Raw genomic sequence first — 25,351 nt, 5'->3', positions numbered from 1 at the left:
CCCCGCCGGACAAGGCAAAAGGCCGGTTCACCAGAGGTGAACCGGCCTTTTTGGCAACCGGAAAGGGCTGCGCTACGACGGGAGGCGTCAGCGCGAGACCTTGCCGGCCTTGATGCACGAGGTGCAGGCGTTGAGGCGCTTCGGCGTCCCATTGACCACGGCACGGACGCGCTGGATGTTCGGGTTCCAGCGACGCGAGGTGCGGCGGTGCGAGTGGGAGATGTTGTTGCCGAAGCTCGGCCCCTTGGCGCAAACGTCGCAGTTGGCAGCCACAGGTCACTCCAAGACTTCAGATGCAATTACAGTGAAACCGGCGCACCGGATTCAGAGGTCTGAAGTGGTTTGCCGGGGGAATGGCCCGACTCTCATCGGGCAACCGGAGCAGCATACAACGACTGCGTCCGTCCAAGAAAACTACCATGGCCGCCGCTGCCCCCGCCCCGCGGTCCGGACGCCCGGGCCGACCTTGGCTACCCTGCGGTGAACCCTGGCCCGCACGAGGAGGAACGCCCGGTGCCGCACGAGCCGCAGCCGCAGTCCCCTGACGAGCTCGACGCCGAAGCGGTGCGCACCTGGAGCTCGCTGGCCCTGGCCGCACTGGGCCGGGCCCGCGAGGACATCGACGCGATCAACGTCTATCCGGTCGCCGACGCGGACACCGGCACCAACCTCTACCTCACCGCCGAATCGGCCGACCGCGCGCTGGACGACGCCTTCGCGGAGGTGACCGAGGGCACAGCGCCGGCCTCCCTGGCCCACGCCGTACGGGCCTGGGCGCACGGCGCGCTCGTCGGGGCCCGGGGGAACTCCGGGACGATCCTGGCGCAGCTGCTGCGCGGAGTGGCCGACGTACTCGGCGGCGAACCCGGGGGGGCCACCGGGACCGGAGCGGGCGGGACCAAGGCGGGCGGGACCGAGGAGCGCGGCGCCGGTGTGCTGCTGGCGCAGGCGCTCACCCGGGCCGCGGAGGAGGCGTACGCGGCCGTCTCGCACCCGGTGGAGGGCACCATGCTCACCGTCGCCGGCGCCGCGGCGCGGGCCGGCGAGGCCGCCGGAGCCGCCGCCGGGACCGCCGCGGACGTGGCCCGCGCCGCCTACGACGGGGCCCGCGCCGCCCTGGCCGAGACCCCCGGGCAGCTCGCCGCACTCGGCCGGGCCGGAGTGGTCGACGCCGGGGGCTGCGGGCTGGTCGCCGTACTCGGAGCCCTGTGGCAGGCGCTGTCCGGCCAGGAACCGGCCGCCGAACCCGTGCGAGGCCGCGCGGTGCCCGTGCCACAGACCTCTGACCCCTGCGAGCAGGAGGAGGACGGGCCCGCGTACGAGGTGATCTATCTGCTGGAGGCCTCCGAGGCGGCGGTCGGGGAGCTGCGCGAACGGCTGGACGGGCTCGGCGACTCCCTGGTCGTGGTCGGCGGCGACGGGCTGTGGAACGTCCACGTGCACGTCGACGACCCCGGCGCGGCCGTGGAGGCCGGGGTCGTCGCCGGGCGGCCGTACCGGATACGGATCACGCACTTCGGGGACGAGCGGCGCCGGGCCCGGGGCGAGCGCGCCCAGCGGGCCGTGGTCGCCGTGGTCCCCGGCGAGGGACTGGCCGGGCTGTGCGGGGAGGCGGGAGCCACCGCCGTGCTCGTGCGCTCCGGAGAGGTCCCCGCCGCCCCCGAACTGCTCGACGCCATCCGCCGCGCCCACGCCCGCGAGGTGGTCCTGCTGCCGGGCGGCGCCGAGCTGCGCGCCGCAGCGGCCGCGGCGGCCGAACAGGCCCGCGCCGAAGGCGTACGGGTGGCCGTGATCCCCACCCGCTCCGCGGTCCAGGGGCTGGCCGCCCTCGCCGTGCACGACCCGGACGGCAGCTTCGACGAGGACGTGGTCGCCATGACGGCGGCGGCCGGCGCCACCCGGTACGGGGAACTGGCCGTCGCCGAACGGCAGTCCTTCACCTCCGCCGGCATCTGCCAGGCCGGCGACGTGCTCGGCCTCATCGACGGGGACGTCGCCGTGATCGGCTCGGGCTTGGCCGAGACCGCCGAGGCGGTCCTGGAACGGATGCTCGGCTCCGGCGGCGAACTCGTCACCCTGGTCCTCGGACCCGAGGTGCCGGACGCGGTCGCCGAGCGCCTGGAGGCGTACGTCCAGCACGGCCACCTGGCCGTGGACACCGTGACCTACCGGGGCGGCCGGTACTCGGCGCCGCTCCTCATCGGGGTGGAATAGCGGGCTTGTCAGCGCCATGGTGTGCAATGGAACACGTGCCCGCGCTCGACGAAGACCTCAAGAAGACGCTCGGACCCGCCACCGCCAAGGTGCTGGCCGAGCAGCTCGGCCTGCACACGGCCCTGGACCTGCTCCACCACTACCCGCGGCGGTACGCCGAGCGCGGTGAGCTGACCTCGCTGGCCGAGCTCGCCGACCAGATCGACGAGCACGTGACCGTCGTCGCGCAGGTCGCCGACGCCCGGATCCTGACCTTCAACGGGGGCCGGGGCAAGCGCCTGGAGGTGACCATCACCGACGGCAGCGGCCGGCTCCAGCTGGTCTTCTTCGGAGCCGGCGTCCACAAGCCGCACAAGGAGCTGCTGCCCGGCAGCCGCGCGATGTTCGCCGGCAAGGTCTCCAAGTTCAACCACAAGCTCCAGCTCGCCCACCCCGCGTACGAGCCGCTCGGCGCGGACGCCTCCGACCGGGACGCCGCCACCGCCTTCGCCAACCAGCTCATCCCGATCTACCCGGCCTGCGCGAAGCTGGAGTCCTGGAAGATCGCCAAGTGCGTGGACGCGGTGCTGCCCAGCGCCCGGGAGGCCGTGGACCCGCTGCCGCCCGCCCTGCGCGAGGGCCGCGGTCTGGTCCCGCTCACCGAGGCCCTGCTGAAGATCCACCGGCCGGCCACCAAGGCCGACATCGACGACGCCCGCCAGCGCCTCAAGTGGGACGAGGCCTTCGTCCTCCAGGTCGCCCTGGCCCGCCGCCGCCACGCCGACTCCCAGCTCCCGGCCGTCCCCCGCCGCCCGGCCCCCGGCGGCCTCCTCGACTCCTTCGACGCGAAGCTCCCCTTCACCCTCACCGACGGCCAGGTGGCCGTCTCGAAGGAGATCTTCGACGACCTGGCCACCAGCCACCCCATGCACCGCCTCCTCCAGGGCGAGGTCGGAAGCGGGAAGACGATGGTGGCCCTGCGGGCGATGCTCGCCGTCGTGGATTCCGGCGGGCAGGCTGCCATGCTCGCGCCCACCGAGGTGCTCGCGCAGCAGCACCACCGGTCCATCGTCGAGATGATGGGCGAACTGGCCGAGGGAGGCATGCTCGGCGGCTCCGACCAGGGGACCAAGGTGGTGCTCCTCACCGGGTCGATGGGGATGCCCGCGCGCCGGCAGGCCCTGCTCGACCTGGTCACCGGCGAGGCCGGGATCGTGATCGGCACGCACGCGCTGATCGAGGACAAGGTGCAGTTCCACGACCTCGGGCTGGTGGTCGTGGACGAACAGCACCGCTTCGGCGTCGAGCAGCGCGACGCCCTCAGGTCCAAGGGGAAGCAGCCCCCGCACCTGCTGGTGATGACCGCCACCCCGATCCCGCGCACGGTCGCCATGACCGTCTTCGGCGACCTCGAGACCTCCGTCCTCGACCAGCTGCCCGCCGGGCGCTCGCCGATCGCCACCCACGTGGTGCCCGCCAAGGACAAGCCGCACTTCCTCGCCCGGGCCTGGGAACGGGTCCGCGAGGAAGTGGAGAACGGCCACCAGGCGTACGTGGTGTGCCCGCGCATCGGTGACGGCGAGGACGAGCCCAAGAAGAAGAAGGCGGCCGAGGAGGACGGGGACAAGCGGCCCCCGCTGGCGGTGCTGGAGATCGCCGAGCAGCTGACGCGCGGCCCGCTCGCCGGGCTGTCCGTGGAGGTGCTCCACGGCCGGATGGACCCGGCCGACAAGGACGACGTCATGCGGCGCTTCGCCGCGGGCGAGGTCAAGGTGCTCGTCGCCACCACCGTCATCGAGGTCGGTGTGAACGTCCCGAACTCCACCGTCATGGTGATCATGGACGCGGACCGGTTCGGCGTCTCCCAGCTCCACCAGCTGCGCGGCCGCGTCGGCCGCGGCTCCGCCCCCGGCCTGTGCCTGCTGGTCAGCGAGATGCACGAGGCCAGCCCCGCCCGGGCCCGGCTGGCCGCCGTCGCCGCCACCCTCGACGGCTTCGAGCTCTCCCGGATCGACCTCGAGCAGCGCCGCGAGGGCGACGTACTGGGCCAGGCCCAGTCGGGCGTGCGCTCCTCGCTGCGCATGCTCGCCGTCATCGAGGACGAGGAGGTCATCGCCCAGGCCCGGGAGGAGGCCACCCGCGTCGTCGCCGAGGACCCCGCCCTGGAGGGCCTGCCGGGCCTGCGGACCGCGCTGGACGCCCTGCTCGACACCGAGCGCGAGCAGTACCTGGAGAAGGGCTGAGCGGCACGACCTATCGTTGGAGTGCCGCGGCAGCGCCGGGGCACTCCACCTACCGCCCGTACCGAAGGACCCCAGATGACCCGCGTGATCGCCGGCAGTGCCCGCGGGCGACGGCTGGCCGTGCCCCCCGGCACCGGCACCCGGCCCACCTCGGACCGGATGCGCGAAGGCCTCTTCTCCACCTGGGAGTCGCTGCACGGCGTCGAAGGCGCCCGGGTGCTCGACCTGTACGGCGGCTCCGGCGCCGTCGGCCTGGAATCGCTCTCCCGCGGCGCGGCCCACACCCTGCTCGTCGAGGCCGACGCCAAGGCCGCCAAGGCGATCCGGGACAACATCAGGACGCTGGGCCTGCCCGGCGCGGAGTTCCGCGCCGGCAAGGCCGAACAGATCGTGGCGGCCAAGGCCGCCGGGGACCCGTACGACATCGTCTTCCTGGACCCGCCGTACGTCGTGGACAGCGCGGACCTGCGGGAGATCCTCCTCACACTCCGGTCCAACGGCTGGATCACCGGCGATGCGCTCGTCACCGTGGAGCGCAGCACCAGGAGCGGTGCCTTCCCGTGGCCCGAGGGCTTCGAGCCGCTCCGGTCGCGCAAGTACGGCGAGGGCACCCTGTGGTACGGCCGCGCCGGCTTCACCCGCGAAGACTCATGAACGAGGGAGTTCAGTTGCGCCGCGCCGTCTGTCCGGGGTCCTTCGATCCCATTCACAACGGACACCTCGACATCATCGGACGGGCCTCCAGGCTGTACGACGTCGTCTACGTCGCCGTGGGGATCAACGAGTCGAAGAAGGGCCTGTTCACCGTCGAGGAGCGGATGGAGCTGATCCGCGAGGCGACGGCCGACTACGGAAACATCCAGGTCGAGTCCTTCCACGGCCTGCTCGTCGACTTCTGCAAGCAGCGGGACATCCCCGCCATCGTCAAGGGCCTGCGCGCGGTCAGCGACTTCGACTACGAGCTCCAGATGGCCCAGATGAACTTGGGTCTGTCGGGCGTCGAGACGCTGTTCGTCCCGACCATCCCCAGCTACAGCTTCCTGTCCTCCTCGCTGGTCAAGGAGGTCGCCACCTGGGGTGGCGACGTCGCCCACCTGCTGCCGGCGCACGTCCACGCGGCGCTCCTGGAGCGGCTGCGCAACCGCTGAGTTCCTGACGGTCTGTCAGGCAGTGTCGGGGGCCCGCCCGGTGGCCTTACAGTCGTCCCGTCCGTCTCAGGAACCGCCTGAGGCCGAGAGAGTGCGAGCCCCCATGGACGTGCAGAAGAAGCTCGACGAGATCGTCGCGGCCGTCGGCGGCGCCCGGTCCATGCCCATGTCGGCCTCCTGCGTGATCAACCGCGCCGAGCTGCTCGCCCAGCTCGAAGAGGTGCGCCAGGCGCTCCCCGGCTCGCTCGCGCAGGCTCAGGAGCTCATCGGCGGCCGGGAGCAGATGGTCGAGGAGGCCCGCCGGGAGGCGGAGCGGATCATCGACGCGGCCCACAACCAGCGCGGTTCGCTGATCTCCGACACCGAGATCGCGCGGCGCTCCCATGCCGAGGCGGACCGGATCCTGGAGGAGGCCCGCCGGGAGGCGAAGGAGATCCGGGCCGAGGCCGACGACTACGTCGACAGCAAGCTCGCGAACTTCGAGGTCGTGCTGACCAAGACCATCGGCTCGGTGGACCGGGGCCGGGAGAAGCTGCTGGGCCGCGGCCCGGGTCTGGACGAGCAGGGCTACCCGGACATGGACGCGCCCGAGCGCAGCCACGATCCCGAGACGCAGCGGCAGCAGGCGGACGCGTACGTGGACACCAAGCTGGCGACCTTCGAGGCGGTGCTCTCCAAGACCCTGGAGGCCGTGGGCCGCGGCCGCCAGAAGCTGCTGGGCCGGGTCCCTTCGGACGACCTGGGCGTGCACATGGCCGCCCAGGACGCGGCGGGCGGCCAGCAGTCCCGCTCCTCGAGCGACGCCGACTTCCTGGCGGGCCTGGCGGAACCGGAGCCCCTCCACGCGCAGGCGCCGATCCCGGCGCAGGCGGAGCCCGTGTACGACTCGTACTCCTACCAGCAGCCCGCCGCGCAGCAGCAGGACGCGTACGGCTACCAGGATCCGTACGGCGGCTACCAGCAGCAGCCGGACCCGTACGCGGCCTACCAGCAGCAGCCCGACCCCTACGCCGCGTACCAGCAGCAGCCGCAGGCCCAGCAGCCCTCGCTCGACGAGACCAGCCTCTTCGACACGAGCATGATCAACCTGGACCAGCTGCGCCAGTACGAACAGGGGCGCTAGGACCGGATTGGGCGCTGGGCGCCGCTCCGGGTATCCTGGCTCTTCGGTCGCGCGTATGCACCGCGATCCATGCTGCCCTAGAGCGGCGGAATCTTTGATCTTCAGCGATCTGTGAAAGCAGGAACGGCCCTGAATACCCGCCTCGACCACCACAACCCCCTCGTGTTCGACACGCACGAGCTGGGCCGGCGTCCTGGTGCCATGCAGCGGCTGTCCCGTGAGATCGCGGCGCCGGCGGACTTCGGTCTCGCCGGCGTCATCGGAGTGCCGGAGGGCACCCCGGTGAAGCTCAAGCTCCGCCTGGAGTCGGTCATGGAAGGGGTGCTTGTCACAGGCACCGCCCGTGCGTCGGCCGTGGGGGAGTGCGTAAGGTGTCTGGAGTCCGTCGAGCGCGAGCTCAAGGCGGACTTCCAGGAGATGTTCTCGTACCCTGACGCCGACGACCGGAGCCGCTCCAAGGCGGAACCGGCCGACGACGCCGAGGACGACGAGGACACGCTCTTCCTCGAGGACGGTTTGTTCGACCTCGAACCCGTGCTGCGGGATGTGGTGGTGCTCGCACTGCCCATGCAGCCGGTGTGCCGGGAGGACTGTCTCGGACTGTGCCCCGATTGCGGGCTCAGCCTGAACGACGACCCGGACCACCACCATGACGCCGTCGACATCCGTTGGGCGGCATTGCAGGGACTCGTCGTGACCGATCAGGACGACGAGAAGGACAACATGAGCGGCACTGCCTCTGACGGAGTTCAGGGCGCCGCCGAGAAGCAGGAGAAGTAGCCGTGGCTGTTCCGAAGCGGAAGATGTCGCGCAGCAACACGCGCCACCGCCGGTCGCAGTGGAAGGCTGCGGTCCCCACCCTGGTTTCGTGTGAGCGTTGCCAGGAGCCGAAGCTCCAGCACATTGCGTGCCCGAGCTGCGGCACCTACAACAAGCGCCAGGTCCTCGAGGTCTGAGCGGCTGGTGAGAGGCGCAATGTCTGAGCTGTCCAACGCTGAGAAGCAGGCAGACAGTAACAACGCGGCCTCGTCCCACACGCTTCTGGAAGGGCGGCTCGGGTATCAACTCGAGTCCGCCCTTCTGGTGCGTGCACTGACCCACCGCTCGTACGCGTACGAGAACGGCGGTCTGCCCACCAACGAACGGCTGGAGTTCCTCGGGGACTCCGTGCTGGGCCTGGTGGTCACGGACACGCTGTACACGACCCACCCCGATCTCCCCGAAGGCCAGCTGGCCAAGCTTCGGGCCGCGGTGGTCAACTCGCGCGCACTGGCGGAGGTCGGGCGCGGCCTCGAACTCGGCTCCTTCATCCGGCTCGGCCGGGGCGAAGAGGGCACGGGCGGCCGGGACAAGGCCTCCATCCTCGCCGACACCCTTGAAGCGGTGATCGGCGCGGTCTACCTCGATCAGGGCCTCGACGCGGCCTCGGAGCTGGTCCACCGGCTCTTCGACCCGCTCATCGAGAAGTCCTCGAACCTCGGGGCCGGCCTGGACTGGAAGACCAGTCTCCAGGAGCTCACGGCGGCCGAAGGTCTTGGCGTACCGGAATATCTGGTCACCGAGACCGGTCCGGACCACGAGAAGACCTTCACTGCTGCCGCCCGCGTCGGTGGTGTCTCGTACGGCACCGGCACCGGCCGCAGCAAGAAGGAAGCGGAACAGCAGGCTGCGGAGTCCGCATGGCGCGGAATCCGCACCGCGGCGGACGAGCGGATCGCGGCTGCCGCCGTGGCCGCCGCCGCTCCGGCCGAGGTCCCGGCTTCGGCCGGGTCCGAGGACGGCGGGGTGCCGACTCCCGCCGAACCGGCGCCGGACGCCTGACCCTTCCTTTCGGATTTGCCCGCCCGCCCCTGCCTCGCAGGGGCGGGCGATTCCGTTTCCGGGGGGCCGGTACGCTCGCCGGGAGCGCCCAGATCCGCATCCCCGGAGGTATCCCGTGCCCGAGCTGCCCGAAGTCGAAGTCGTGCGGCGGGGGCTGGAGCGCTGGGTGGCCGGGCGGACCGTCGAGGCCGTCGAGGTCCTGCACCCGCGGGCGGTACGGCGCCATCCGGGCGGCGGGGCCGACTTCGCGGCGCGGCTGCGCGGCGAGACCGTCGGAGTGCCGCAGCGGCGCGGGAAGTACCTGTGGCTGCCGCTGGAGGGACGGGACCTGTCCGTGCTCGGGCACCTGGGGATGAGCGGGCAGCTGCTCGTCCAGCCGCAGGACGCCCCCGACGAGAAGCACCTGCGGATCCGGGTGCGGTTCACTGATTCCGACAGCGGCTCCGCCGCGGGCGCCGCCGGGACCGAGCTGCGCTTCGTGGACCAGCGGACCTTCGGTGGGCTCTCGCTGCACGACAACACGGCCGACGGTCTGCCGGACGTCATCGCGCACATCGCCCGGGACCCGCTCGACCCCCTCTTCGACGAGGGGGCGTACCACCTCGCACTGCGCGCCAAGCGGACCACCGTCAAGCGGGCGCTGCTGGACCAGTCCCTGGTCAGCGGGGTCGGCAACATCTACGCCGACGAGGCGCTGTGGCGCGCCAGGCTGCACTACGAGCGCCCCACCGCGAACCTCACGCGCCCCCGGAGCGCGGAACTCCTCGGCCATGTCCGGGACGTCATGAACGCGGCGCTCGCCGTCGGCGGCACCAGCTTCGACAGCCTGTACGTGAACGTGAACGGCGAGTCGGGGTACTTCGACCGCTCGCTCGACGCCTACGGGCGCGAGGACGAGCCCTGCCGCCGCTGCGGTACGCCGATGCGCCGGCGCCCCTGGATGAACAGGTCGAGCTACTTCTGCCCGCGCTGTCAGCGGCCGCCGCGCGTGGCGTCGTAGGACGTCCGGGCGGTGAGCACCGCCGGCATGTTGCCCTCCAGGCAGTGGATGAGCGAGAGCAGCCGGTCCGCGACCTCGATGCCGAGCGGGGTCAGCTCGTAGTCGACGCGCGGCGGATTCGTCGGCTGGGCCTCGCGGTGGACTATGCCGTCGCGCTCCAGCGCGTGCAGGGTCTGGGAGAGCATCTTCTCGCTCACGCCCTCCACCCGGCGGCGCAGTTCGTTGAAACGGCACGGGCCTTCGCGCAGGGCGCCCACGGTGAGGCTGCCCCAGCGGCCGGTGACGTGTTCCAGGGTCTCGCGGGACGGGCAGGCGCGCGCGAACACGTCGAACGGTTGCTCGGTGTCGGCGGCTTCGGTGCGGACAGGGGTCTCCATAGGAAGAGCGTACTCCCCTGCAGCGCTAACTCGAGGGTTGCGCTTTCCAAAAGTTAGTGCTTCTCTTGGTGTCGACACAGTCCTGCTCCCCCGCACCACGCCCGTGCGGCGGAGGGAGTCTTCCGAGGGAGAGAACCACCTTGTCCGGTATCGCGCACACCCCCGTCGTCTCGATCGCCTACCACTCCGGCTACGGCCACACCGCCGTGGTCGCCGAGGCGGTCCGCAGTGGCGCCGCCGACGCCGGGGCGACCGTCCACCTGATCAAGGTCGACGAGATCGACGACGCGCAGTGGGAGCTGCTCGACGCGTCCGACGCGATCGTCTTCGGCTCCCCGACCTACATGGGCACCGCCTCCGGCGCCTTCCACGTCTTCGCGGAGGCCACCTCGAAGCGCTGGTTCGGCGACGTCTGGCAGAACAAGGTGGCCGCCGGCTTCACGAACTCCGCGTCCAAGAGCGGCGACAAGCTGCACACCCTGCAGTTCTTTCAGATCCTCGCGGCCCAGCACGGCATGAGCTGGGTCAACCTGGGTCTGAAGCCGGGCTGGAACAGCAGCACCGCCTCCGAGAACGACCTCAACCGCCTCGGCGTCTTCGCCGGCGCCGCCGCCCAGAGTAACTCCGACGAGGGTGCGGACGCCGTCCACAAGGCCGACATCGCGACCGCCGAGCACCTGGGCCGCCGCGTCGCCGAGCAGACCCGCATCGTCATCGCGGGCCGCGCGGCCCTGGCCGCGGCCGGAGCCTGAGCCCCGAGCGGCCGACGGTCGCCGTCTGCGTCAGAAGCCGAAGTCCTGGGTCCACCAGGGGCCGCCGGCGGCGAAGTGGGCGCCGACGCCCAGGGTGCGGAACTCGCAGTTGAGGATGTTCGCCTTGTGGCCCGGGCTGTTCATCCAGGCCTTCATCACGGCCTCGGCGTCGCCCTGGCCGCGCGCGATGTTCTCGCCGCCGAGGCTGGTGAGGCCGGCCTTGGCGGCGCGGTCCCACGGGCTGTTGCCGTCGGGGTCGTCGTGGCTGAAGAAGCCCCGGGCGGCCATGTCCTTGCTGAAGGCTCCGGCCAGCGCCGCGAGCGGCGGATTGGCCCGGACGGGACCGCACCCGGCCATCGCGCGCTCCTGGTTCACCAGGGCGACCACGGCGTCCTCCTCGGCGGAGTGGCCGTCCAGGTCCGGCCGGGCCGTGGGGGCGGCCGGCGTCGAGGGAGCCGCGGCCGGCTTCGACGGCGCCGGAGCCGGCTTCGAGGGCACCGGAACCGGCTTCTTCTCGGGTGCCTTGCGGGCGGGAGCGGGCGTGGCCGAGGGCGAGGGTGCGGCGCTCGGCGGGGCGCTCGGCGACGCTGACACGGAGGGGCTCGGCGGAGCCGAGGGGGAGGGCGAGGCCGACGGGGACGGCGAGGTGGAGGGGCTCTTCGAGGGGGAGGCGGAGCCGGCGCCCGTGGCGGCGCGGCCCGACAGGCTGGCGAGGCCGCCCTGCTGTTCCAGCGCGGGGTCCGGGGTGGGCGAGGCCTTGCCCCTGGCCTCCGGCGTGCCGGCGGAACCCGTACCGCTGACGCCCACATAGGGGAACGAGCTGCCGACCGGCACCATGCCGGTGGTGACGGCCGCCGTGCCGAGGGCCACGGCCACCGAGACGCCGAGCAGACCGGTGCGCAGGACGGTGCCGCGCTTGCCGCCGCTGTGCGGCGCGGCGGGGAGTCGGTGACGTCCCATCGCTGTCGTGCCCTTCCTTGCCGGATCAAGATCATCCCTTACACACCCAAATGGGTGAGTTCGTTGCTGCGCGACTGTACGCCATGGGGCCTGGGGGCGATGTGTCCGGAAAGTCATCGCCCGGTTAGCGTTCACGCATGAATGAAGACGTCCGTCTGACCGCCTGGGTGCGCGGCCGTGTGCAGGGAGTCGGCTTCCGCTGGTTCACCAGGGAGAACGCCCTGGAGATCGGCGGCGTAGTCGGCTTCGCGCTCAACCTCGACGACGGGCGAGTACAGGTGGTCGCCGAAGGTCAACGTGAGAATTGCCACCGGCTGCTGGACTGGCTGCGCTCCGCCGACACGCCCGGCCGGGTGGACGGGGTGACAGAGATCTGGGGCACACCGCGCGGTGGCTACGACGGATTCGGGATGCGATGACCGATCGACTGATCATGTACTCATCACACCTCTGATCGTCCGCACATGGTCGGAACTGCGCATTCGTCGCCGACGCGTTGCCGACCGGAGCGAACCGTGGAAGGCTCGGAGATGAGGATGATCTCCACGCGCCCTGCCGGGGCCGGGGCTCCCGCCGATACGGGGTGTGATCGTGTTGACCGTCAAACTTTTTGGTGAGACGCTGGAAGCCCCGCGCACCTGAGCTGTTTGGCAGTGTTGGCAGTAGTAAGCGCAGTGACTGTCAGTTGCTGCCGGACATCCGCGGGTGCGTTTCCCTCACGACCCACACCGCTTCGGTCGGTCACTCAGTGTGGAGGACCATCCATCATGGCAAAGGCGCTTCTCGGTTACGTCGGCGGTTCCGATCCGCGACTCCTCGCCGAGATGCGACGGCTTCAGCAGCGCGTCCAGGACCTCGAGTCCGAGCTCGTACGGATTCAGTCTGAAAATGACGCGCTGAACGCGGCCGCCGCTCAGCACGACGGAGACTCGCTGCTGGACCGCATCGACATCGACGTACCCCAGGCGGAGCCTGCGCTCACCTGATCCGCGCTCATTCGTCGCTCGACTCCAGCCCCGTTTGATCTGCAAGGGACGCTTCGGCGTCCCTTCTTTCTTTGATCTTTCTTGGACCGCCCCCTCCGCTCCCTCTGCCCTCCGTGGCCCTCCGCGCCATGGTCCCAGAGGGCCAGGTGGGGGGCGTGATGCCTTTAGCGTCAGTGGTGCCCTGCACCTTCATGGGTGAAACCGAACGTGAAAGGTAGAGTCCGGCGGCGTGCACCTCAAGTCCCTGACCCTGCGTGGCTTCAAATCCTTCGCCTCCGCCACCACCCTGCGCTTCGAACCCGGCATCACCTGTGTCGTGGGTCCGAATGGCTCGGGCAAGTCCAATGTGGTGGACGCGCTGTCCTGGGTCATGGGCGAACAAGGGGCCAAGTCCCTGCGCGGCGGGAAGATGGAAGACGTCATCTTCGCCGGGACCACCGGACGGCCGCCGCTCGGACGCGCCGAGGTGTCGCTGACGATCGACAACTCCGACGGCGCGCTCCCCATCGACTACGCCGAAGTCACCATCACCCGGATCATGTTCCGCGGCGGCAGCAGCGAGTACCAGATCAACGGTGACACCTGCCGGCTGCTGGACATCCAGGAGCTGCTGTCCGACTCCGGCATCGGCCGCGAGATGCACGTCATCGTCGGCCAGGGCCAGCTGGACTCCGTCCTGCACGCCGACCCCATGGGCCGCCGCGCCTTCATCGAGGAGGCGGCGGGCGTACTGAAGCACCGCAAGCGCAAGGAGAAGGCGCTGCGGAAGCTCGACGCGATGCAGGCCAACCTCGCGCGCGTGCAGGACCTCAACGACGAGCTGCGCCGCCAGCTCAAACCCCTGGGACGGCAGGCCGCGGTCGCCCGGCGGGCGGCCGTGATCCAGGCGGACCTGCGCGACGCGCGGCTGCGGCTGCTCGCCGACGACCTGGTCACGCTGCGGCGGGCGCTCGACGCGGAGATCGCGGACGAGGCGGCACTCAAGGAGCGCAAGGAAGCGGCCGAGGCCCAGCTGGCGCTGGCGCTGCGGCGCGAGGCCGAGCTGGAGGAGGCCGTACGGGAGCTCGCGCCGCGGCTGCAGCGGGCGCAGCAGACCTGGTACGAGCTCTCGCAGCTCGCCGAACGGGTACGGGGCACCGCGTCCCTGGCGGACGCGCGGGTGAAGAGCGCGACGGCCCCGGTGGAGGACGAACGGCGGGGCCGCGACCCCGAGGACATGGAGCGGGAGGCGGCGCGGATCCGCGAGCAGGAGGCGGAACTGACGGCGGCTCTGGAGGCGGCCTCGCGGGCGCTGGAGGACACTGCCGAGCACCGGGCCGAGCTGGAGCGCGCGCTGGCCGAGGAGGAGCGGCGGCTGCGGGACGCGGCGCGGGCGATCGCCGACCGGCGCGAGGGGCTGGCCCGGCTGACGGGGCGGCTCGGCGCGGCCCGCTCCCGCGCGGGGGCGGCGCAGGCCGAGATCGACCGGCTCGTCGCGGCGCGGGACGCGGCGCAGTCGCGGGCCGCCGCCGCGCAGGCGGAGTACGAGGCGCTGGCGGAGGAGGTCGGCGGGCTGGACGAGCCGTCGGCGGACGCGGACCACGAGGACGCGCGCGCCGAGCTGGCGGCGGCCGAGGCGGCACTGTCCGCCGCGCGCGACGCGCTGTCCGGGGCGGAGCGCTCGCGGGCGGCGGTGTCGGCGCGGCGGGACGCGCTCGCGCTCGGGCTGCGCCGCAAGGACGGTACGGGGGCGCTGCTCGCGGCGCGGGAGAAGCTGGCCGGCCTGCTCGGGCCGGCGGCGGAGCGGCTGACGGTGACCCCGGGCTACGAAGCCGCCGTGGCCGCTGCGCTGGGCTCGGCGGCCGACGCCCTGGCGGTGTCCTCCCCGAACGCGGCGGCCGCCGCCCTCCGCCACCTCCGCGACACAGACGCAGGCCGCGCCACCCTCCTGATCACCCCAACCCCACCCACCGTCCCGGACCAGCCCCACCCGCCGGCGGCCCCACCCGCGGGTCGGCCGGCCGTTCCGGGCCAGGCGTCCGTCCCCGCCGGCCGGCCCTGCGACCCTGCGGGTCTGCCGGTAGGTCCGGGCCGGCTCTCCGATCCTGCGGATCCGCCCGCCGTCCTGGAAGAGGCTTTCGCCCCTGAGGGCCCGTCCGCCGTCGCGGGCCGGGGCATCGACCCTGCGGGTCTTCCGGCCGTTCCGGGCCAGGTCACTGATGCTGCGGGGCTGCCCGGGGCTCCGGGCCCGGCATCGGCTGCCGCCGCGGAGCCGGGTGCCCAGCTGCCCGGGTCGGCTTCGGACGGGGGAGTCTTCCCCCACCCCGCCCCTTCCCGAGACCGGGCGCTGCCCGGACCCGCGCCTCAAACGCCGGCGAGGCTGGAGCTTTCAGCCGCGTCGGCGATTGAGGCGCGGGGTGCGGGGCGGAGCCCCGGCGACGGGCCCGCGGGCGAGGCCGTTCCCGCGGCCCGGTTGGTCGGCGGGGACGACGAGGCGTGGCGGGCGGCCGCCTGGGTGCTGCGCGACCACGTCGTCGTCGGCACGCTCGACGAGGCCGAGGCGCTCGTCGCGGCCCGGCCCGACGCGGTGGCCGTGACCCTCGACGGGGACGTGCTCGGGACGCACCTCGCGCACGGCGGCTCCGCCGGGGCGCCCAGCCTGATCGAGGTGCAGGCCGCCGTGGACGAGGCGGCGGCGGAGCTGACCGAGCTGGGCGTGCGGTGCGCCGAGCTCGGCGAGGCCCAGGCGGCCGCCCAGTCCCGGCGGCAGGACGCGGCCGCCCTGGTCGAGGAGCTCGCCGAGCGCCGCCGTGCCGTGGAGCAGGCCCGCGCCGGGGTCGCGCAGCAGCTCGGGCGGCTCGCCGGGCAGGCGAAGGGGGCCGCCGGCGAAGCCGAGCGCAGCGCCGCGGCCGCGGCCAAGGCCCAGGACGCGCTGGAGCAGGCGCTGGCCGACGTGGAGGAGTGCGCGGAACGGCTCGCGACGGCCGAGGAACTGCCGGTGGAGGAGGAGCCCGACAGCTCCCGGCGGGACCGGCTCGCGGCCGACGGGGCCAACGCGCGGCAGACCGAGATGGAGGCGCGGCTGCAGCTGCGCACCCATGAGGAGCGGGTCAAGGGGCTGGCCGGACGCGCCGATTCCCTCGACCGCGCGGCCCGGGCGGAACGCGACGCCCGGGCCCGCGCCGACCGGCGCCGGGCACGGCTGCGCCACGAGGCGGAGGTGGCCCGCGCGGTGGCCGACGGCTCCCGGCAGCTGCTCGCGCACGTGGAGGTCTCGCTGCTGCGGGCCGACGAGGAGCGCCTCGCGGCCGAACGGGCCAAGGGCCTGCGCGAGCAGGAGCTCGGCGAGGCGCGCAACCGCGGGCGCGCACTGAAGGGGGAGCTCGACAAGCTCACCGACTCCGTCCACCGCGGCGAGGTGCTCGGCGCCGAGCAGCGGCTGCGCATCGAGGCGGTGGAGGCCAGGGCGCTGGAGGAGTTCGGCATGGAGTCCGCCGGGCTCGTCGCCGAGTACGGCCCCGACCAGCCGGTGCCGCCGTCGCCGCCCGCCGAGGGGGAGGAACTCCCCGAGGATCCCGAGCACCCGCGCAACCGGCCCGGCCCCTTCGTCCGCGCGCAGCAGGAGAAGCGGCTCAAGGCGGCCGAACGCGCCTACCAGCAGCTCGGCAAGGTCAATCCGCTCGCGCTGGAGGAGTTCGCGGCGCTGGAGGAGCGCCACCAGTTCCTCAGCGAGCAGCTGGAGGACCTGCGCAAGACGCGAGCCGATCTCCTTCAAGTGGTGAAGGAGGTCGACGAGCGCGTCGAACAGGTCTTCACCGAGGCCTACCGGGACACGGCCCGGGAGTTCGAGGGGGTGTTCTCGCGGCTGTTCCCCGGCGGCGAAGGCCGGCTGATCCTGACCGACCCCGACAACATGCTGACCACCGGCGTCGACGTCGAGGCCCGCCCGCCGGGCAAGAAGGTCAAGCGGCTGTCGCTGCTCTCCGGCGGCGAGCGCTCACTGACCGCCGTGGCCCTGCTGGTGTCCATCTTCAAGGCGCGCCCCAGCCCGTTCTACGTGATGGACGAGGTCGAGGCCGCGCTCGACGACACCAACCTGCAGCGGCTGATCCGGATCATGGAGGAGCTCCAGGAGAGCTCGCAGCTGATCGTGATCACGCACCAGAAGCGGACGATGGAGGTCGCGGACGCGCTCTACGGCGTCTCGATGCAGGGCGACGGGGTCTCCAAGGTCATCAGTCAGCGTCTGCGCTGACCAGTTCACTTCAGAAAGTGAACGCTGTGGCTCTCTTCACTCCAGCTTGATGGTTCTTCATCGGCTCTTGACTTCAGAAAGTGAAGCCATAAGCTCTGCTTGCCGTGTCCGACGTTCAGGTGGTGGTGAGCAGTTTGCTGTGCGCCACTGGAGGAACACGCGTACAGACGAACACCCCCACACCGCCCGCCGTCGGCGCCGGGCCCAGGAGCACACCTTGACCAGCACAGCGAACGCACCCGCGTCCGGCAGTGGCCGGGAGGCACGCCCCGACCACCTCGGGCACGTCATCTTCATCGCCGCGGCCGCGGCGATGGGCGGTTTCCTCTTCGGCTACGACAGCTCCGTCATCAACGGCGCCGTCGTCGCCATCCGCGAACGGTTCGACGTCGGGTCCGCGGCGCTCGCCCAGGTGATCGCCGCCGCACTCATCGGCTGCGCTTTCGGCGCCGCCACCGCCGGCCGCATCGCTGACCGGATCGGCCGAATCCGCTGTATGCAGATCGCCGCGGTCCTCTTCACCGCGAGCGCCATCGGCTCGGCCCTTCCGTTCGCCCTGTGGGACCTGGCCATGTGGCGCGTCATCGGCGGCTTCGGCATCGGCATGGCCTCCGTCATCGGCCCCGCCTACATCGCCGAGGTGTCCCCGGCCGCCTACCGCGGCCGTCTCGCCTCCTTCCAGCAGGCCGCCATCGTCATCGGCATCGCCGTCTCCCAGCTCGTCAACTGGGCCATCCTCAACCTCGCCGACGGCGACCAGCGCGGCGAGATCGCCGGCCTGGAGGCCTGGCAGTGGATGCTCGGCATCATGGTCATCCCGGCCGTGATCTACGGGCTGATGTCCTTCGTCATCCCGGAGTCCCCCCGCTACCTGATCTCCGTCGGCCGCACCGAGCAGGCCAAGAAGGTGCTCCGCGAGGTCGAGGGCTCGAAGATCGACATCGACGCGCGCGCCGCCGAGATCGACCGGGCCATGCGCTCCGAGCACAAGTCCACCTTCAAGGACCTGCTCGGCGGCCGCTTCGGCTTCCTGCCGATCGTCTGGATCGGCATCGGCCTCTCCGTCTTCCAGCAGCTCGTCGGCATCAACGTGATCTTCTACTACAGCTCCTCGCTGTGGCAGTCCGTCGGCATCGACCCGAGCAGCTCGTTCTTCTACTCCTTCACCACGTCGATCATCAACATCATCGGCACGGTGATCGCGATGGTGTTCGTCGACCGGATCGGCCGCAAGCCGCTGGCCCTCATCGGCTCGGCCGGCATGGCCGTCTCCCTCGGCCTCTGCGCGTGGGCGTTCTCGTACAAGCAGGGCAGCGGCGACAACATCACCATTCCCGACACCCAGGGCACGATCGCACTCGTCGCCGCCCACTCCTTCGTGCTCTTCTTCGCCCTCTCCTGGGGCGTGGTCGTCTGGGTGCTGCTCGGCGAGATGTTCCCGAACCGCATCCGGGCCGCGGCGCTCGGTGTCGCCGCCGCGGCCCAGTGGATCGCCAACTGGGTCATCACCGTCACGTTCCCGACGCTGTCGGACTGGAACCTCGCCGGCGCGTACGTGATCTACACGTTCTTCGCCCTGCTCTCGATCCCGTTCATCCTCAAGTGGGTGCCGGAGACCAAGGGCAAGGCGCTGGAGGAGATGGGGTAACCATCCCCGCCACCACCCCTCTCCTCGATACTGCCCCGGCTCAGTCCTTGAGCCGGGGCAGTACCTGTTCGCACAGCAGGTGCAGGCTGCGCCAGCCCTCGTCCAGCGGCATCCCGCCGCACAGCGGGTGCAGGACCAGGTTCCCCGCCTCGCCCGCGCCCCGGGCGTACGCGACCGCCTCGTCCGGGGTGAGGATCCGGTACACACCCTCCGCGCGCAGCTCCGCCACCGAGCGCGCGGCCGACCGTACGGCGCTGCGGATGTCCTTGGACTGCCAGGACGCGTACATTCCGGCCTCGTGCAGGAAGCGGTCGCCGTGCTCCGCCCAGACCCGGTCCGGGTCCTCCGCGATGTGCAGCAGCGGGGTCTCGGCCGCCGGCATCATGCAGAAGCCCTCCGTGCCGTACTCCGCGAGCTTCGCGTTGTAGTACGCCTCCAGCTCCGGCAGGTGCGCGCTGGGGAAGAACGGCAGCCCCAGCCGGGCCGCGCGGCGGGCCGCCGCCTCGGAGCTGCCGCCGACCAGCAGCAGTGGGTGCGGCCGCGTGAACGGCGCCGGGGTGACCCGTACCGAGCGGCCGCGGAACTCGAAGGGCTCGCCGGTCCACGCCTTCAGCAGGGTCTCCAGCAGCTCGTCCTGGAGCCGGCCGCGCCGGCCCCACTCCACACCGTGCTGCTCGTACTCCTCGGGCCGGTAGCCGATGCCCGCGACGGTCACGAGGCGGCCGCCGCTCAGCAGGTCCAGGACGGCGATGTCCTCGGCCACCTTCAGCGGGTCGTACAGCGGGCCGATGATCGCCGAGACGGTGACGGCGATCCGGCGGGTGGCGCCGAAGACCGCGCCCGCGAAGGCGAAGGGGGAGGGCAGCCAGTTGTTGCCGGTGCCGTGGTGCTCCTCGGTCTGGATGGTGTCGATCCCGCGGTCGTCCGCGTACCGGGCCATCTCCAGCGCCGCCTTGTAGCGGGCGGAGAGGGACTCGGGGGTGCCGTTCGGGTCGACGAGATTGAACCGGGCCACGGTGATGGGCATGGAGGAGTCCCCCTTCGCCGGATGTGGGTGGGCGGGCGAAGGGGGACGTTAGCTGACGCAGCGTCAGTTTGACAGGGATCCGGCGAGCGCGGGCTCCTCCGCCGCGGCCGGGGCCGGCTCCGCGGGGGCCGTGCGCGGCAGGACGGCGTACAGCACGCCCGAGGTCACGATGCCGGCCACCCAGCCGAGGCCGTTGCGCCCGGTCCAGGTGGTGGCGAGCGGCCCGCTGAACCAGTCCACCGAGGTGAACAGCAGCCCGACCACCAGGGCGAGGGCCCACGCGGTCATGGCCTGCCAGGCGAACCCGCCCTGGTACCAGTAGGCGCTGGTCCGCGTGGTGTCCAGCAGCGCGGCCCCGTCGTAGGTCCGTCGGCGCAGCATGTCCACGCCGAAGACGCCGATCCACGCCGAGAAGGCCACGGCCAGCAGCGTCAGGAAGGAGATGAAGGAGCCGAAGAAGCTCGTCGCGACCACCATCAGCAGGAAGCCGAAGACCAGGCTGATGGCCGCGTTGACGCTGACCGCCCACGCGCGCGGGACCTTGATGCCGAGGGTCTGCGCGGTGAAGCCGGCCGAGTACATGGACATCGAGTTGATCAGCAGCATCCCGACGAGCGCGACGAGCAGGTACGGGACCGCGATCCAGGTCGGGAGCAGCTCGCCGATGAAGGACACGGGGTCCTGGGCGGTGGCCAGGTCCGGGGTGCCGACGGCCATGACCGCGCCCATCAGGACCATCGGGAGCACGACGACGCCGGCGCCGCCGATCGTCGCGCCGACCAGCCCCTTGGAGGAGGCGGTGCGCGGCAGGTAGCGGGTGAAGTCGGGGCCCGAGGGCACCCAGCTGATGCCGCCGGCCGCGATGGTGCCGATGCCCGCGATCATCATCGCGGTGGAGCCGGCCGGCTTGCCGAGGACGGCGGACCAGTCCGTCGTGACGAGCAGGTACCCGAGGACGAGCACGCTGAAGGCGCCGAAGAGGTACGTCGACCACGTGGAGCAGACGCGCAGCGCCTTGATGCCGAGGCCGGAGACCACGAAGGTGCAGCCCACGAAGAACAGCAGGGTGACCACGATGAGCGGGGTGTTGCTCTTGATCCCGAAGAGCAGGTCGAGCACGGTCAGCACGGCGTAGGCGCCGCTCACCGCGTTGATCGTCTCCCAGCCCCAGCGGGCCACCCAGATCAGCGAGCCCGGGAAGAGGTTGCCGCGCTGGCCGAACACGGCCCGCGAGAGGGCCATGCCGGGAGCGCCGCCGCGCTTGCCGGCGATCGATATCAGGCCGACGATCCCGTACGAGACGACCGGCGCGGCCACCGCGACGACGAGCACCTGCCAGATGTTGAGCTTGTTGAAGATCACCAGACCCGCGCCCATGGTCAGCAGCAGCACGCTGATGTTGGCGGCGACCCACGTGGGCACCAGGTCGCGGACCCGGCCGCCGCGTTCGCCGTCCGGGACGGGCTCCAATCCGCGGGTCTCGATCGCGGTTTCGGTTCCGCCGTCGGCGGGCTCGGCAGGCATGCGGCTGCTCCGTGGGGGAGGGACGAGGGGAAGTCGTCCATCATCGTAGATTTGCCGCTAAAACCACAAACAGAGGCTTACGTCCCGGTTGAACGCCCGGGGTCCGAGCTCCGGGCCGCCCGTGGCCGATACTGGTGAGGTTATGGACATCCTCATCCTTGCTGTAGTCATCGCCCTGGTCGCGGTCGGCGCGATCAGCGGGCTCGTGGTCAGCAGCCGCAAGAAGAAGCAGCTGCCGCCCCCGGCACCGCCCAGCACGCCGACCATCACTGCCCCGCCTGCCGAACCGCAGGTGGGGGAGGACGCCGTAGAGACGGCGGAAGAGCCGCGCCGCACGATCGAGGAGGTCGGACTCCCGGAGGCGGAGGCCGCCCTCGCCACGCCGGCCGCCGTCGAGGACCCGGTCGTGGAGGCTCCGCCCGCCCCCGAGATCGAGGTGCCCGAGCCCACCGCCGGCCGCCTGGTCCGGCTGCGCGCCCGCCTCGCCCGGTCGCAGAACTCCCTCGGCAAGGGGCTGCTCACGCTGCTCTCGCGGGAGCACCTCGACGAGGACACCTGGGAGGAGATCGAGGAGACCCTCCTCATCGCCGACGTCGGTGTCGTGCCCACCCAGGAGCTCGTCGACCGGCTCCGCGGCCGGGTCAAGGTGCTCGGCACCCGCACCCCCGCGGACCTGCGCGCCCTGCTCAAGGAGGAGCTGCTGACCCTGGTCGGCACCGACTTCGACCGCGCCGTGAAGACGGAGAGCGGCGAGGACACGCCCGGCGTGATCATGGTCGTCGGTGTCAACGGCACCGGCAAGACCACCACCACCGGCAAGCTGGCCCGCGTGCTCGTCGCCGACGGCCGCAGCGTGGTGCTCGGCGCGGCCGACACCTTCCGTGCCGCCGCCGCCGACCAGCTCCAGACCTGGGGCGACCGGGTCGGCGCCCGTACCGTGCGCGGCCCGGAGGGCGGCGACCCGGCCTCGATCGCCTACGACGCGGTCAAGGAGGGCATCGCCGAGGGCGCCGACGTGGTGCTCATCGACACCGCCGGCCGCCTGCACACCAAGACCGGCCTCATGGACGAGCTCGGCAAGGTCAAGCGCGTCGTCGAGAAGCACGGTCCGCTGGACGAGATCCTGCTGGTCCTCGACGCCACCACCGGCCAGAACGGCCTGACCCAGGCCCGCGTCTTCGCCGAGGTCGTGGACATCACCGGCATCGTGCTGACCAAGCTCGACGGCACGGCCAAGGGCGGCATCGTCGTCGCCGTCCAGCGCGAGCTGGGCGTCCCCGTGAAGCTCGTCGGGCTCGGCGAGGGTCCGGACGACCTGGCCCCCTTCGAGCCGGAGGCGTTCGTCGACGCCCTCATCGGCGACTGAGCGCCGTCTGCACGCACCACGGGTGCCCCCGAGTTCCGACCGGAACGCGGGGGCACCGTTGCGTGCGGGGCGCGCCTACCGGCGCGAGCGGTGGCAGATGTAGGCGAGGGTGCCCAGCAGCAGCCGGGCCTGCGGCGGGCCCCCGGCCGAGTCCAGCGCGGGCGGCCGCAGCCAGCCGACCTGGCCGAGGCCGGCCCGGTCCGAGGGCGGCGCCGTCACGTAGGCCCCGTGGCCCAGGGCCAGCAGGTCGAGGTCGGCGTCGTCCCAGCCCATCCGGTACAGCAGCTGCGGCAGCTCGGCCGCCGCGCCCGGGGCCACGAAGAACTGCGCCCGGCCGTCCGCGGTCACGATGACCGGGCCGAGCGGCAGCCCCATCCGCTCCAGCCGCACCAGCGCCCGGCGCCCGGCCTCCTCGGAGACCTCGATGACGTCGAAGGCACGGCCCACCGCAAGCAGTACCGCGGCGCCCGGGTAATCGCCCCAGGCCTCGGTGACCTCGTCCAGGGTGGCCCCGGCCTTGACGGTGGGTGCGAAGGGCAGCGGATGCGCCCCGGGGGAGACGCACTCCGCGTCCCCGCAGGAACAGTCGCGGGCGGGCGCCGCGGCGCGGGCGCCGGGGACCACGTCCCAGCCCCACAGCCCGGTGTACTCCGCCACCGCCGTGCACTCCGAGGTCCGGCCGCGGCGCCGGGTGCCGGAACGGAACTCCTTGGTGCCGCGGCTGCCGCCGATCGTGAAGCCCATGCCCATGCCCCCTCCAACGGGTCGGACGCGCCGGTGGTTACGACGCCCGTGGTGACGACGTCGGCCGAACGTGCGGACAGCGGTCCGCCGCGAGGTGCCCGCCAGGACTGCCCGGCGCACTCCTCGCCGCGCGCGCCCCGAGCGCACTCCAGTCCAACCGATCCGTTTCACCTCGGTGTCAAGTGAATCGCGCCTGGCCGGTGGCGAGTTCATTCGAAGGGGTGGCGAATGGTGGCGTTTCTGGAATCGACCTCGCCGCAGGGGTGATCGTAGGATTACTTTCGGTACACGAACCCCCAAGGCATGCTCGTCCGTGGGTATGCCGGAGGCAATGTGTGAAGGATCTGTGAAGGTCCGTGGCGGCGCCCTGCGCCCCGGCCAGGGTTTCGTGTGGAAGAGGCTGAGCGGATGGGGGCGTTCCAGTGAGCGGCAACGGCGCAAGCGGAACGATCGAGGACGCTGCTGCGCGCAACGACCAGCTGACCTCGTGGTTCGTCCGCAGCGGCTGGTCCAAGGGCGAACTCGCCCGGCAGGTCAACCGCCGGGCCCGTCAGATGGGCGCCCACCACATCAGCACGGACACCTCTCGGGTGCGCCGCTGGCTGGACGGCGAACAGCCCCGCGAGCCCGTCCCGCGCATCCTGTCCGAGCTGTTCTCCGAGCGCTTCGGCTCCGTCGTCGCCATCGAGCAGCTCGGCCTGCGCACCGCCCACCAGACCCCGTCCGTCTCCGGGGTCGACCTGCCCTGGGCCGGCCCGCAGACCGTCGAACTGCTCGGCGAGTTCTCCCGCAGCGACCTGATGCTGGCCCGCCGCGGCTTCCTCGGGACCTCGCTCGCCCTCTCCGCCGGCCCCGCCCTCATCGAGCCCATGCAGCGCTGGCTCGTCCCGGTACCGGCCGCCGACCCGGGACCGCGCGGGGCGGGGCCGACGGGGGCCCTCGGCGGCCACCGCCCGCCCCGGCTCTCCGAACCGGAACTCGACCTCCTCGACGCCACCACCGTCATGTTCCGCCAGTGGGACGCCCAGTGCGGGGGCGGGCTGCGCCGCAAGGCCGTCGTGGGCCAGCTGCACGAGGTCACCGACCTGCTCCAGGAGAACCACCCCGCCCCGGTCATGAAGCGGCTCTTCAAGGTCGCCGCCGAACTGGCCGAGCTGGCCGGCTGGATGAGCTACGACATCGGCCTGCACCCCACCGCGCAGAAGTACTTCGTCCTCGCCCTGCACGCCGCGAAGGAGGCCGGCGACAAGCCCCTCGGCTCGTACATCCTCTCCGGCATGAGCCGGCAGATGATCCACCTGGGCCGCCCCGAGGACGCCCTCGAACTCGTCCACCTCGCGCAGTACGGCAGCCGCGACTGCGCCGGCCCGCGCACCCAGGCCATGCTGTATGCGATGGAGGCCCGCGCGTACGCCAACATGGGACAGCCGAGCCGCTGCAAGCGGGCCGTGCGGATGGCCGAGGACACCTTCTCCGACGTGGCCTTCGGCGGCGAGCCCGAGCCCGACTGGATCCGCTTCTTCTCCGAGGCCGAGCTGAACGGCGAGAACTCCCACTCGTACCGGGACCTGGCCTACGTGGCCGGGCGCAGCCCCATGTACGCCTCCCTCGCGGAACCCGTCATGGAGCGGGCCGTCGAGCTCTTCGAGAAGGACGAGGAGCACCAGCGCTCCTACGCCCTCAACCTCATCGGCATGGCCACCGTCCACATGCTCCAGCGCGAGCCCGAGCAGGCCGCGGCGCTCGTCGACCGGGCCCTCGACGTGGCGGGAAAGGTGCGGTCCGAACGGGTGAACACCCGGCTGCGCAAGACCGTCGACAGCGCCGCCCGTGAGTACGGCGACGTCGCCGAAGTGGTCCGGCTCACCGACCACCTCGCCTCCCGGCTCCCCGAAGCCGCGGAGGCCGTCTGACGGCCCCGGCGGCCGCCCCTCGAACCCCGGCCGCGGCAGTCACCCCGTGAAGCCCGATCAGGCTCCCCCAGCCAGGACGTCCGGGTCACCGCCGCGGCCGGTTGCACCACCCGCCCAGTTCATTGACGCGTAACACGCCCGACCTCTTCGTCATCGGCGCGAAACACCCAGCGGCGCCGCCGGAAACCGGCCTGCGCGAATCTCATGGTCAATAACCGGCCAGTTCCCAATGCCGCCGCTCAGGTTTTCACGATCGCCCGCACGCGAACGTACCGACGACGAGGAGACGCCG

22 protein-coding genes are annotated in these 25,351 nt (G+C 71.9%); 16 read left to right on the top strand and 6 right to left on the bottom strand.

What is annotated here, in order from left to right; genetic code table 11:
• Positions 1-87 precede the first annotated feature (87 nt).
• Positions 88-273: a 50S ribosomal protein L28 gene (gene rpmB / locus RIU97_RS12175; protein ID WP_007266795.1), complete on the bottom strand. Its 186-nt coding sequence runs from the start codon at positions 271-273 to the stop codon at positions 88-90.
• A 240-nt stretch (positions 274-513) separates the two neighbouring features.
• Here rpmB and RIU97_RS12170 point away from each other — a divergent pair, with 240 nt between their 5' ends.
• From RIU97_RS12170 to mutM, 9 genes are all read left to right on the top strand, one after another.
• Positions 514-2,214, top strand: a complete 1,701-nt coding sequence (locus RIU97_RS12170; RefSeq protein ID WP_404956093.1) for a DAK2 domain-containing protein — start codon at positions 514-516, stop codon at positions 2,212-2,214.
• Positions 2,215-2,240: 26 nt separating this feature from the next.
• A complete protein-coding gene (recG, locus tag RIU97_RS12165; protein WP_404956091.1) occupies positions 2,241-4,436 on the top strand; it encodes an ATP-dependent DNA helicase RecG in 2,196 nt (731 codons plus the stop codon).
• A 75-nt stretch (positions 4,437-4,511) separates the two neighbouring features.
• Positions 4,512-5,090, top strand: a complete 579-nt coding sequence (gene rsmD / locus RIU97_RS12160; RefSeq protein ID WP_404956089.1) for a 16S rRNA (guanine(966)-N(2))-methyltransferase RsmD — start codon at positions 4,512-4,514, stop codon at positions 5,088-5,090.
• Between the two features lie 14 nt (positions 5,091-5,104).
• Positions 5,105-5,584, top strand: a complete 480-nt coding sequence (gene coaD, locus RIU97_RS12155; RefSeq protein WP_404962820.1) for a pantetheine-phosphate adenylyltransferase — start codon at positions 5,105-5,107, stop codon at positions 5,582-5,584.
• 103 nt (positions 5,585-5,687) lie between these two features.
• On the top strand, positions 5,688-6,707 hold the full coding sequence (locus RIU97_RS12150) for a DivIVA domain-containing protein (protein WP_404956087.1): 1,020 nt from the start codon (positions 5,688-5,690) through the stop codon (positions 6,705-6,707).
• 129 nt (positions 6,708-6,836) lie between these two features.
• On the top strand, positions 6,837-7,487 hold the full coding sequence (locus tag RIU97_RS12145; protein WP_393850813.1) for a YceD family protein: 651 nt from the start codon (positions 6,837-6,839) through the stop codon (positions 7,485-7,487).
• Positions 7,488-7,489: 2 nt separating this feature from the next.
• The gene (gene rpmF / locus RIU97_RS12140; protein WP_003965982.1) at positions 7,490-7,663 is read left to right on the top strand and encodes a 50S ribosomal protein L32; all 174 of its coding nucleotides are present in this window, start codon (positions 7,490-7,492) and stop codon (positions 7,661-7,663) included.
• 19 nt (positions 7,664-7,682) lie between these two features.
• Positions 7,683-8,528, top strand: coding sequence for a ribonuclease III (gene rnc / locus RIU97_RS12135; protein WP_327416644.1), 846 nt, complete (start codon positions 7,683-7,685; stop codon positions 8,526-8,528).
• A gap of 115 nt (positions 8,529-8,643) precedes the next feature.
• Positions 8,644-9,528, top strand: coding sequence for a bifunctional DNA-formamidopyrimidine glycosylase/DNA-(apurinic or apyrimidinic site) lyase (gene mutM, locus RIU97_RS12130; protein WP_404956084.1), 885 nt, complete (start codon positions 8,644-8,646; stop codon positions 9,526-9,528).
• Here mutM and RIU97_RS12125 read toward each other — a convergent pair.
• Positions 9,501-9,905 (bottom strand): winged helix-turn-helix transcriptional regulator, encoded by a 405-nt coding sequence (locus RIU97_RS12125; RefSeq protein ID WP_404956082.1) that lies wholly within the window; start codon positions 9,903-9,905, stop codon positions 9,501-9,503. The two genes, mutM and RIU97_RS12125, sit on opposite strands and share 28 nt — an antisense overlap.
• A gap of 140 nt (positions 9,906-10,045) precedes the next feature.
• Here RIU97_RS12125 and RIU97_RS12120 point away from each other — a divergent pair, with 140 nt between their 5' ends.
• Positions 10,046-10,657, top strand: coding sequence for a flavodoxin family protein (locus RIU97_RS12120; protein ID WP_404956080.1), 612 nt, complete (start codon positions 10,046-10,048; stop codon positions 10,655-10,657).
• A gap of 30 nt (positions 10,658-10,687) precedes the next feature.
• Here RIU97_RS12120 and RIU97_RS12115 read toward each other — a convergent pair whose 3' ends face one another.
• Positions 10,688-11,617 (bottom strand): CAP domain-containing protein, encoded by a 930-nt coding sequence (locus RIU97_RS12115; protein WP_404956078.1) that lies wholly within the window; start codon positions 11,615-11,617, stop codon positions 10,688-10,690.
• Positions 11,618-11,754: 137 nt separating this feature from the next.
• On the opposite strand from RIU97_RS12115, the gene RIU97_RS12110 reads away from it, so the two are divergent.
• The 4 genes from RIU97_RS12110 to RIU97_RS12095 all read left to right on the top strand — a co-directional run bounded on the left by RIU97_RS12110 (position 11,755) and on the right by RIU97_RS12095 (position 18,485).
• Positions 11,755-12,036, top strand: a complete 282-nt coding sequence (locus tag RIU97_RS12110; protein ID WP_030708499.1) for an acylphosphatase — start codon at positions 11,755-11,757, stop codon at positions 12,034-12,036.
• A gap of 348 nt (positions 12,037-12,384) precedes the next feature.
• Positions 12,385-12,603 (top strand): hypothetical protein, encoded by a 219-nt coding sequence (locus RIU97_RS12105; RefSeq protein WP_030708500.1) that lies wholly within the window; start codon positions 12,385-12,387, stop codon positions 12,601-12,603.
• 229 nt (positions 12,604-12,832) lie between these two features.
• On the top strand, positions 12,833-16,837 hold the full coding sequence (locus RIU97_RS12100) for an AAA family ATPase (protein ID WP_404956075.1): 4,005 nt from the start codon (positions 12,833-12,835) through the stop codon (positions 16,835-16,837).
• Between the two features lie 217 nt (positions 16,838-17,054).
• Positions 17,055-18,485 carry a sugar porter family MFS transporter gene (locus RIU97_RS12095; RefSeq protein ID WP_404956073.1) on the top strand — a complete coding sequence of 477 codons (1,431 nt, stop codon included), beginning with the start codon at positions 17,055-17,057 and terminating at the stop codon, positions 18,483-18,485.
• Between the two features lie 40 nt (positions 18,486-18,525).
• On the opposite strand, the gene RIU97_RS12090 is transcribed toward RIU97_RS12095, so the two are convergent.
• Together RIU97_RS12090 and RIU97_RS12085 are read right to left on the bottom strand one after the other, a co-directional pair.
• Positions 18,526-19,512: an LLM class flavin-dependent oxidoreductase gene (locus tag RIU97_RS12090; RefSeq protein WP_404956070.1), complete on the bottom strand. Its 987-nt coding sequence runs from the start codon at positions 19,510-19,512 to the stop codon at positions 18,526-18,528.
• A 63-nt stretch (positions 19,513-19,575) separates the two neighbouring features.
• A complete protein-coding gene (locus tag RIU97_RS12085; protein WP_404956068.1) occupies positions 19,576-21,036 on the bottom strand; it encodes a cytosine permease in 1,461 nt (486 codons plus the stop codon).
• A 142-nt stretch (positions 21,037-21,178) separates the two neighbouring features.
• Between RIU97_RS12085 and ftsY the strand changes: the two genes are divergently transcribed.
• Entirely contained in the window at positions 21,179-22,402 is a 1,224-nt protein-coding gene (gene ftsY, locus RIU97_RS12080) for a signal recognition particle-docking protein FtsY (protein ID WP_404956065.1), read from the top strand.
• Between the two features lie 75 nt (positions 22,403-22,477).
• Here the strand turns inward: ftsY and RIU97_RS12075 are convergent, their stop codons facing one another.
• Positions 22,478-23,146: a bifunctional DNA primase/polymerase gene (locus tag RIU97_RS12075; RefSeq protein ID WP_404956063.1), complete on the bottom strand. Its 669-nt coding sequence runs from the start codon at positions 23,144-23,146 to the stop codon at positions 22,478-22,480.
• 422 nt (positions 23,147-23,568) lie between these two features.
• Between RIU97_RS12075 and RIU97_RS12070 the strand changes: the two genes are divergently transcribed.
• The gene (locus RIU97_RS12070) at positions 23,569-25,059 is read left to right on the top strand and encodes a hypothetical protein (protein WP_404956061.1); all 1,491 of its coding nucleotides are present in this window, start codon (positions 23,569-23,571) and stop codon (positions 25,057-25,059) included.
• Positions 25,060-25,351 lie beyond the last annotated feature (292 nt).

The sequence above is a fragment of the Streptomyces sp. 147326 genome (assembly GCF_045000215.1).
Taxonomy (GTDB): domain Bacteria; phylum Actinomycetota; class Actinomycetes; order Streptomycetales; family Streptomycetaceae; genus Streptomyces.
The sequence above is the reverse complement of the archived record's forward strand: the minus strand, read 5'-3'. Positions and strand labels throughout refer to the sequence as shown.

Bases quoted from the DNA above. Each gene is read 5' to 3' on its own strand.
- RIU97_RS12105 (WP_030708500.1), top strand. From the start codon at position 12,385: ATGGCAAAGGCGCTTCTCGGTTACGTCGGCGGTTCCGATCCGCGACTC.
- RIU97_RS12150 (WP_404956087.1), top strand. From the start codon at position 5,688: ATGGACGTGCAGAAGAAGCTCGACGAGATCGTCGCGGCCGTCGGCGGC.
- ftsY (WP_404956065.1), top strand. From the start codon at position 21,179: ATGGACATCCTCATCCTTGCTGTAGTCATCGCCCTGGTCGCGGTCGGC.
- RIU97_RS12115 (WP_404956078.1), bottom strand. From the start codon at position 11,617: ATGGGACGTCACCGACTCCCCGCCGCGCCGCACAGCGGCGGCAAGCGC.
- recG (WP_404956091.1), top strand. From the start codon at position 2,241: ATGGAACACGTGCCCGCGCTCGACGAAGACCTCAAGAAGACGCTCGGA.
- RIU97_RS12125 (WP_404956082.1), bottom strand. From the start codon at position 9,905: ATGGAGACCCCTGTCCGCACCGAAGCCGCCGACACCGAGCAACCGTTC.
- rnc (WP_327416644.1), top strand. From the start codon at position 7,683: ATGTCTGAGCTGTCCAACGCTGAGAAGCAGGCAGACAGTAACAACGCG.
- RIU97_RS12075 (WP_404956063.1), bottom strand. From the start codon at position 23,146: ATGGGCTTCACGATCGGCGGCAGCCGCGGCACCAAGGAGTTCCGTTCC.
- RIU97_RS12085 (WP_404956068.1), bottom strand. From the start codon at position 21,036: ATGCCTGCCGAGCCCGCCGACGGCGGAACCGAAACCGCGATCGAGACC.
- RIU97_RS12110 (WP_030708499.1), top strand. From the start codon at position 11,755: ATGAATGAAGACGTCCGTCTGACCGCCTGGGTGCGCGGCCGTGTGCAG.
- rsmD (WP_404956089.1), top strand. From the start codon at position 4,512: ATGACCCGCGTGATCGCCGGCAGTGCCCGCGGGCGACGGCTGGCCGTG.
- RIU97_RS12090 (WP_404956070.1), bottom strand. From the start codon at position 19,512: ATGCCCATCACCGTGGCCCGGTTCAATCTCGTCGACCCGAACGGCACC.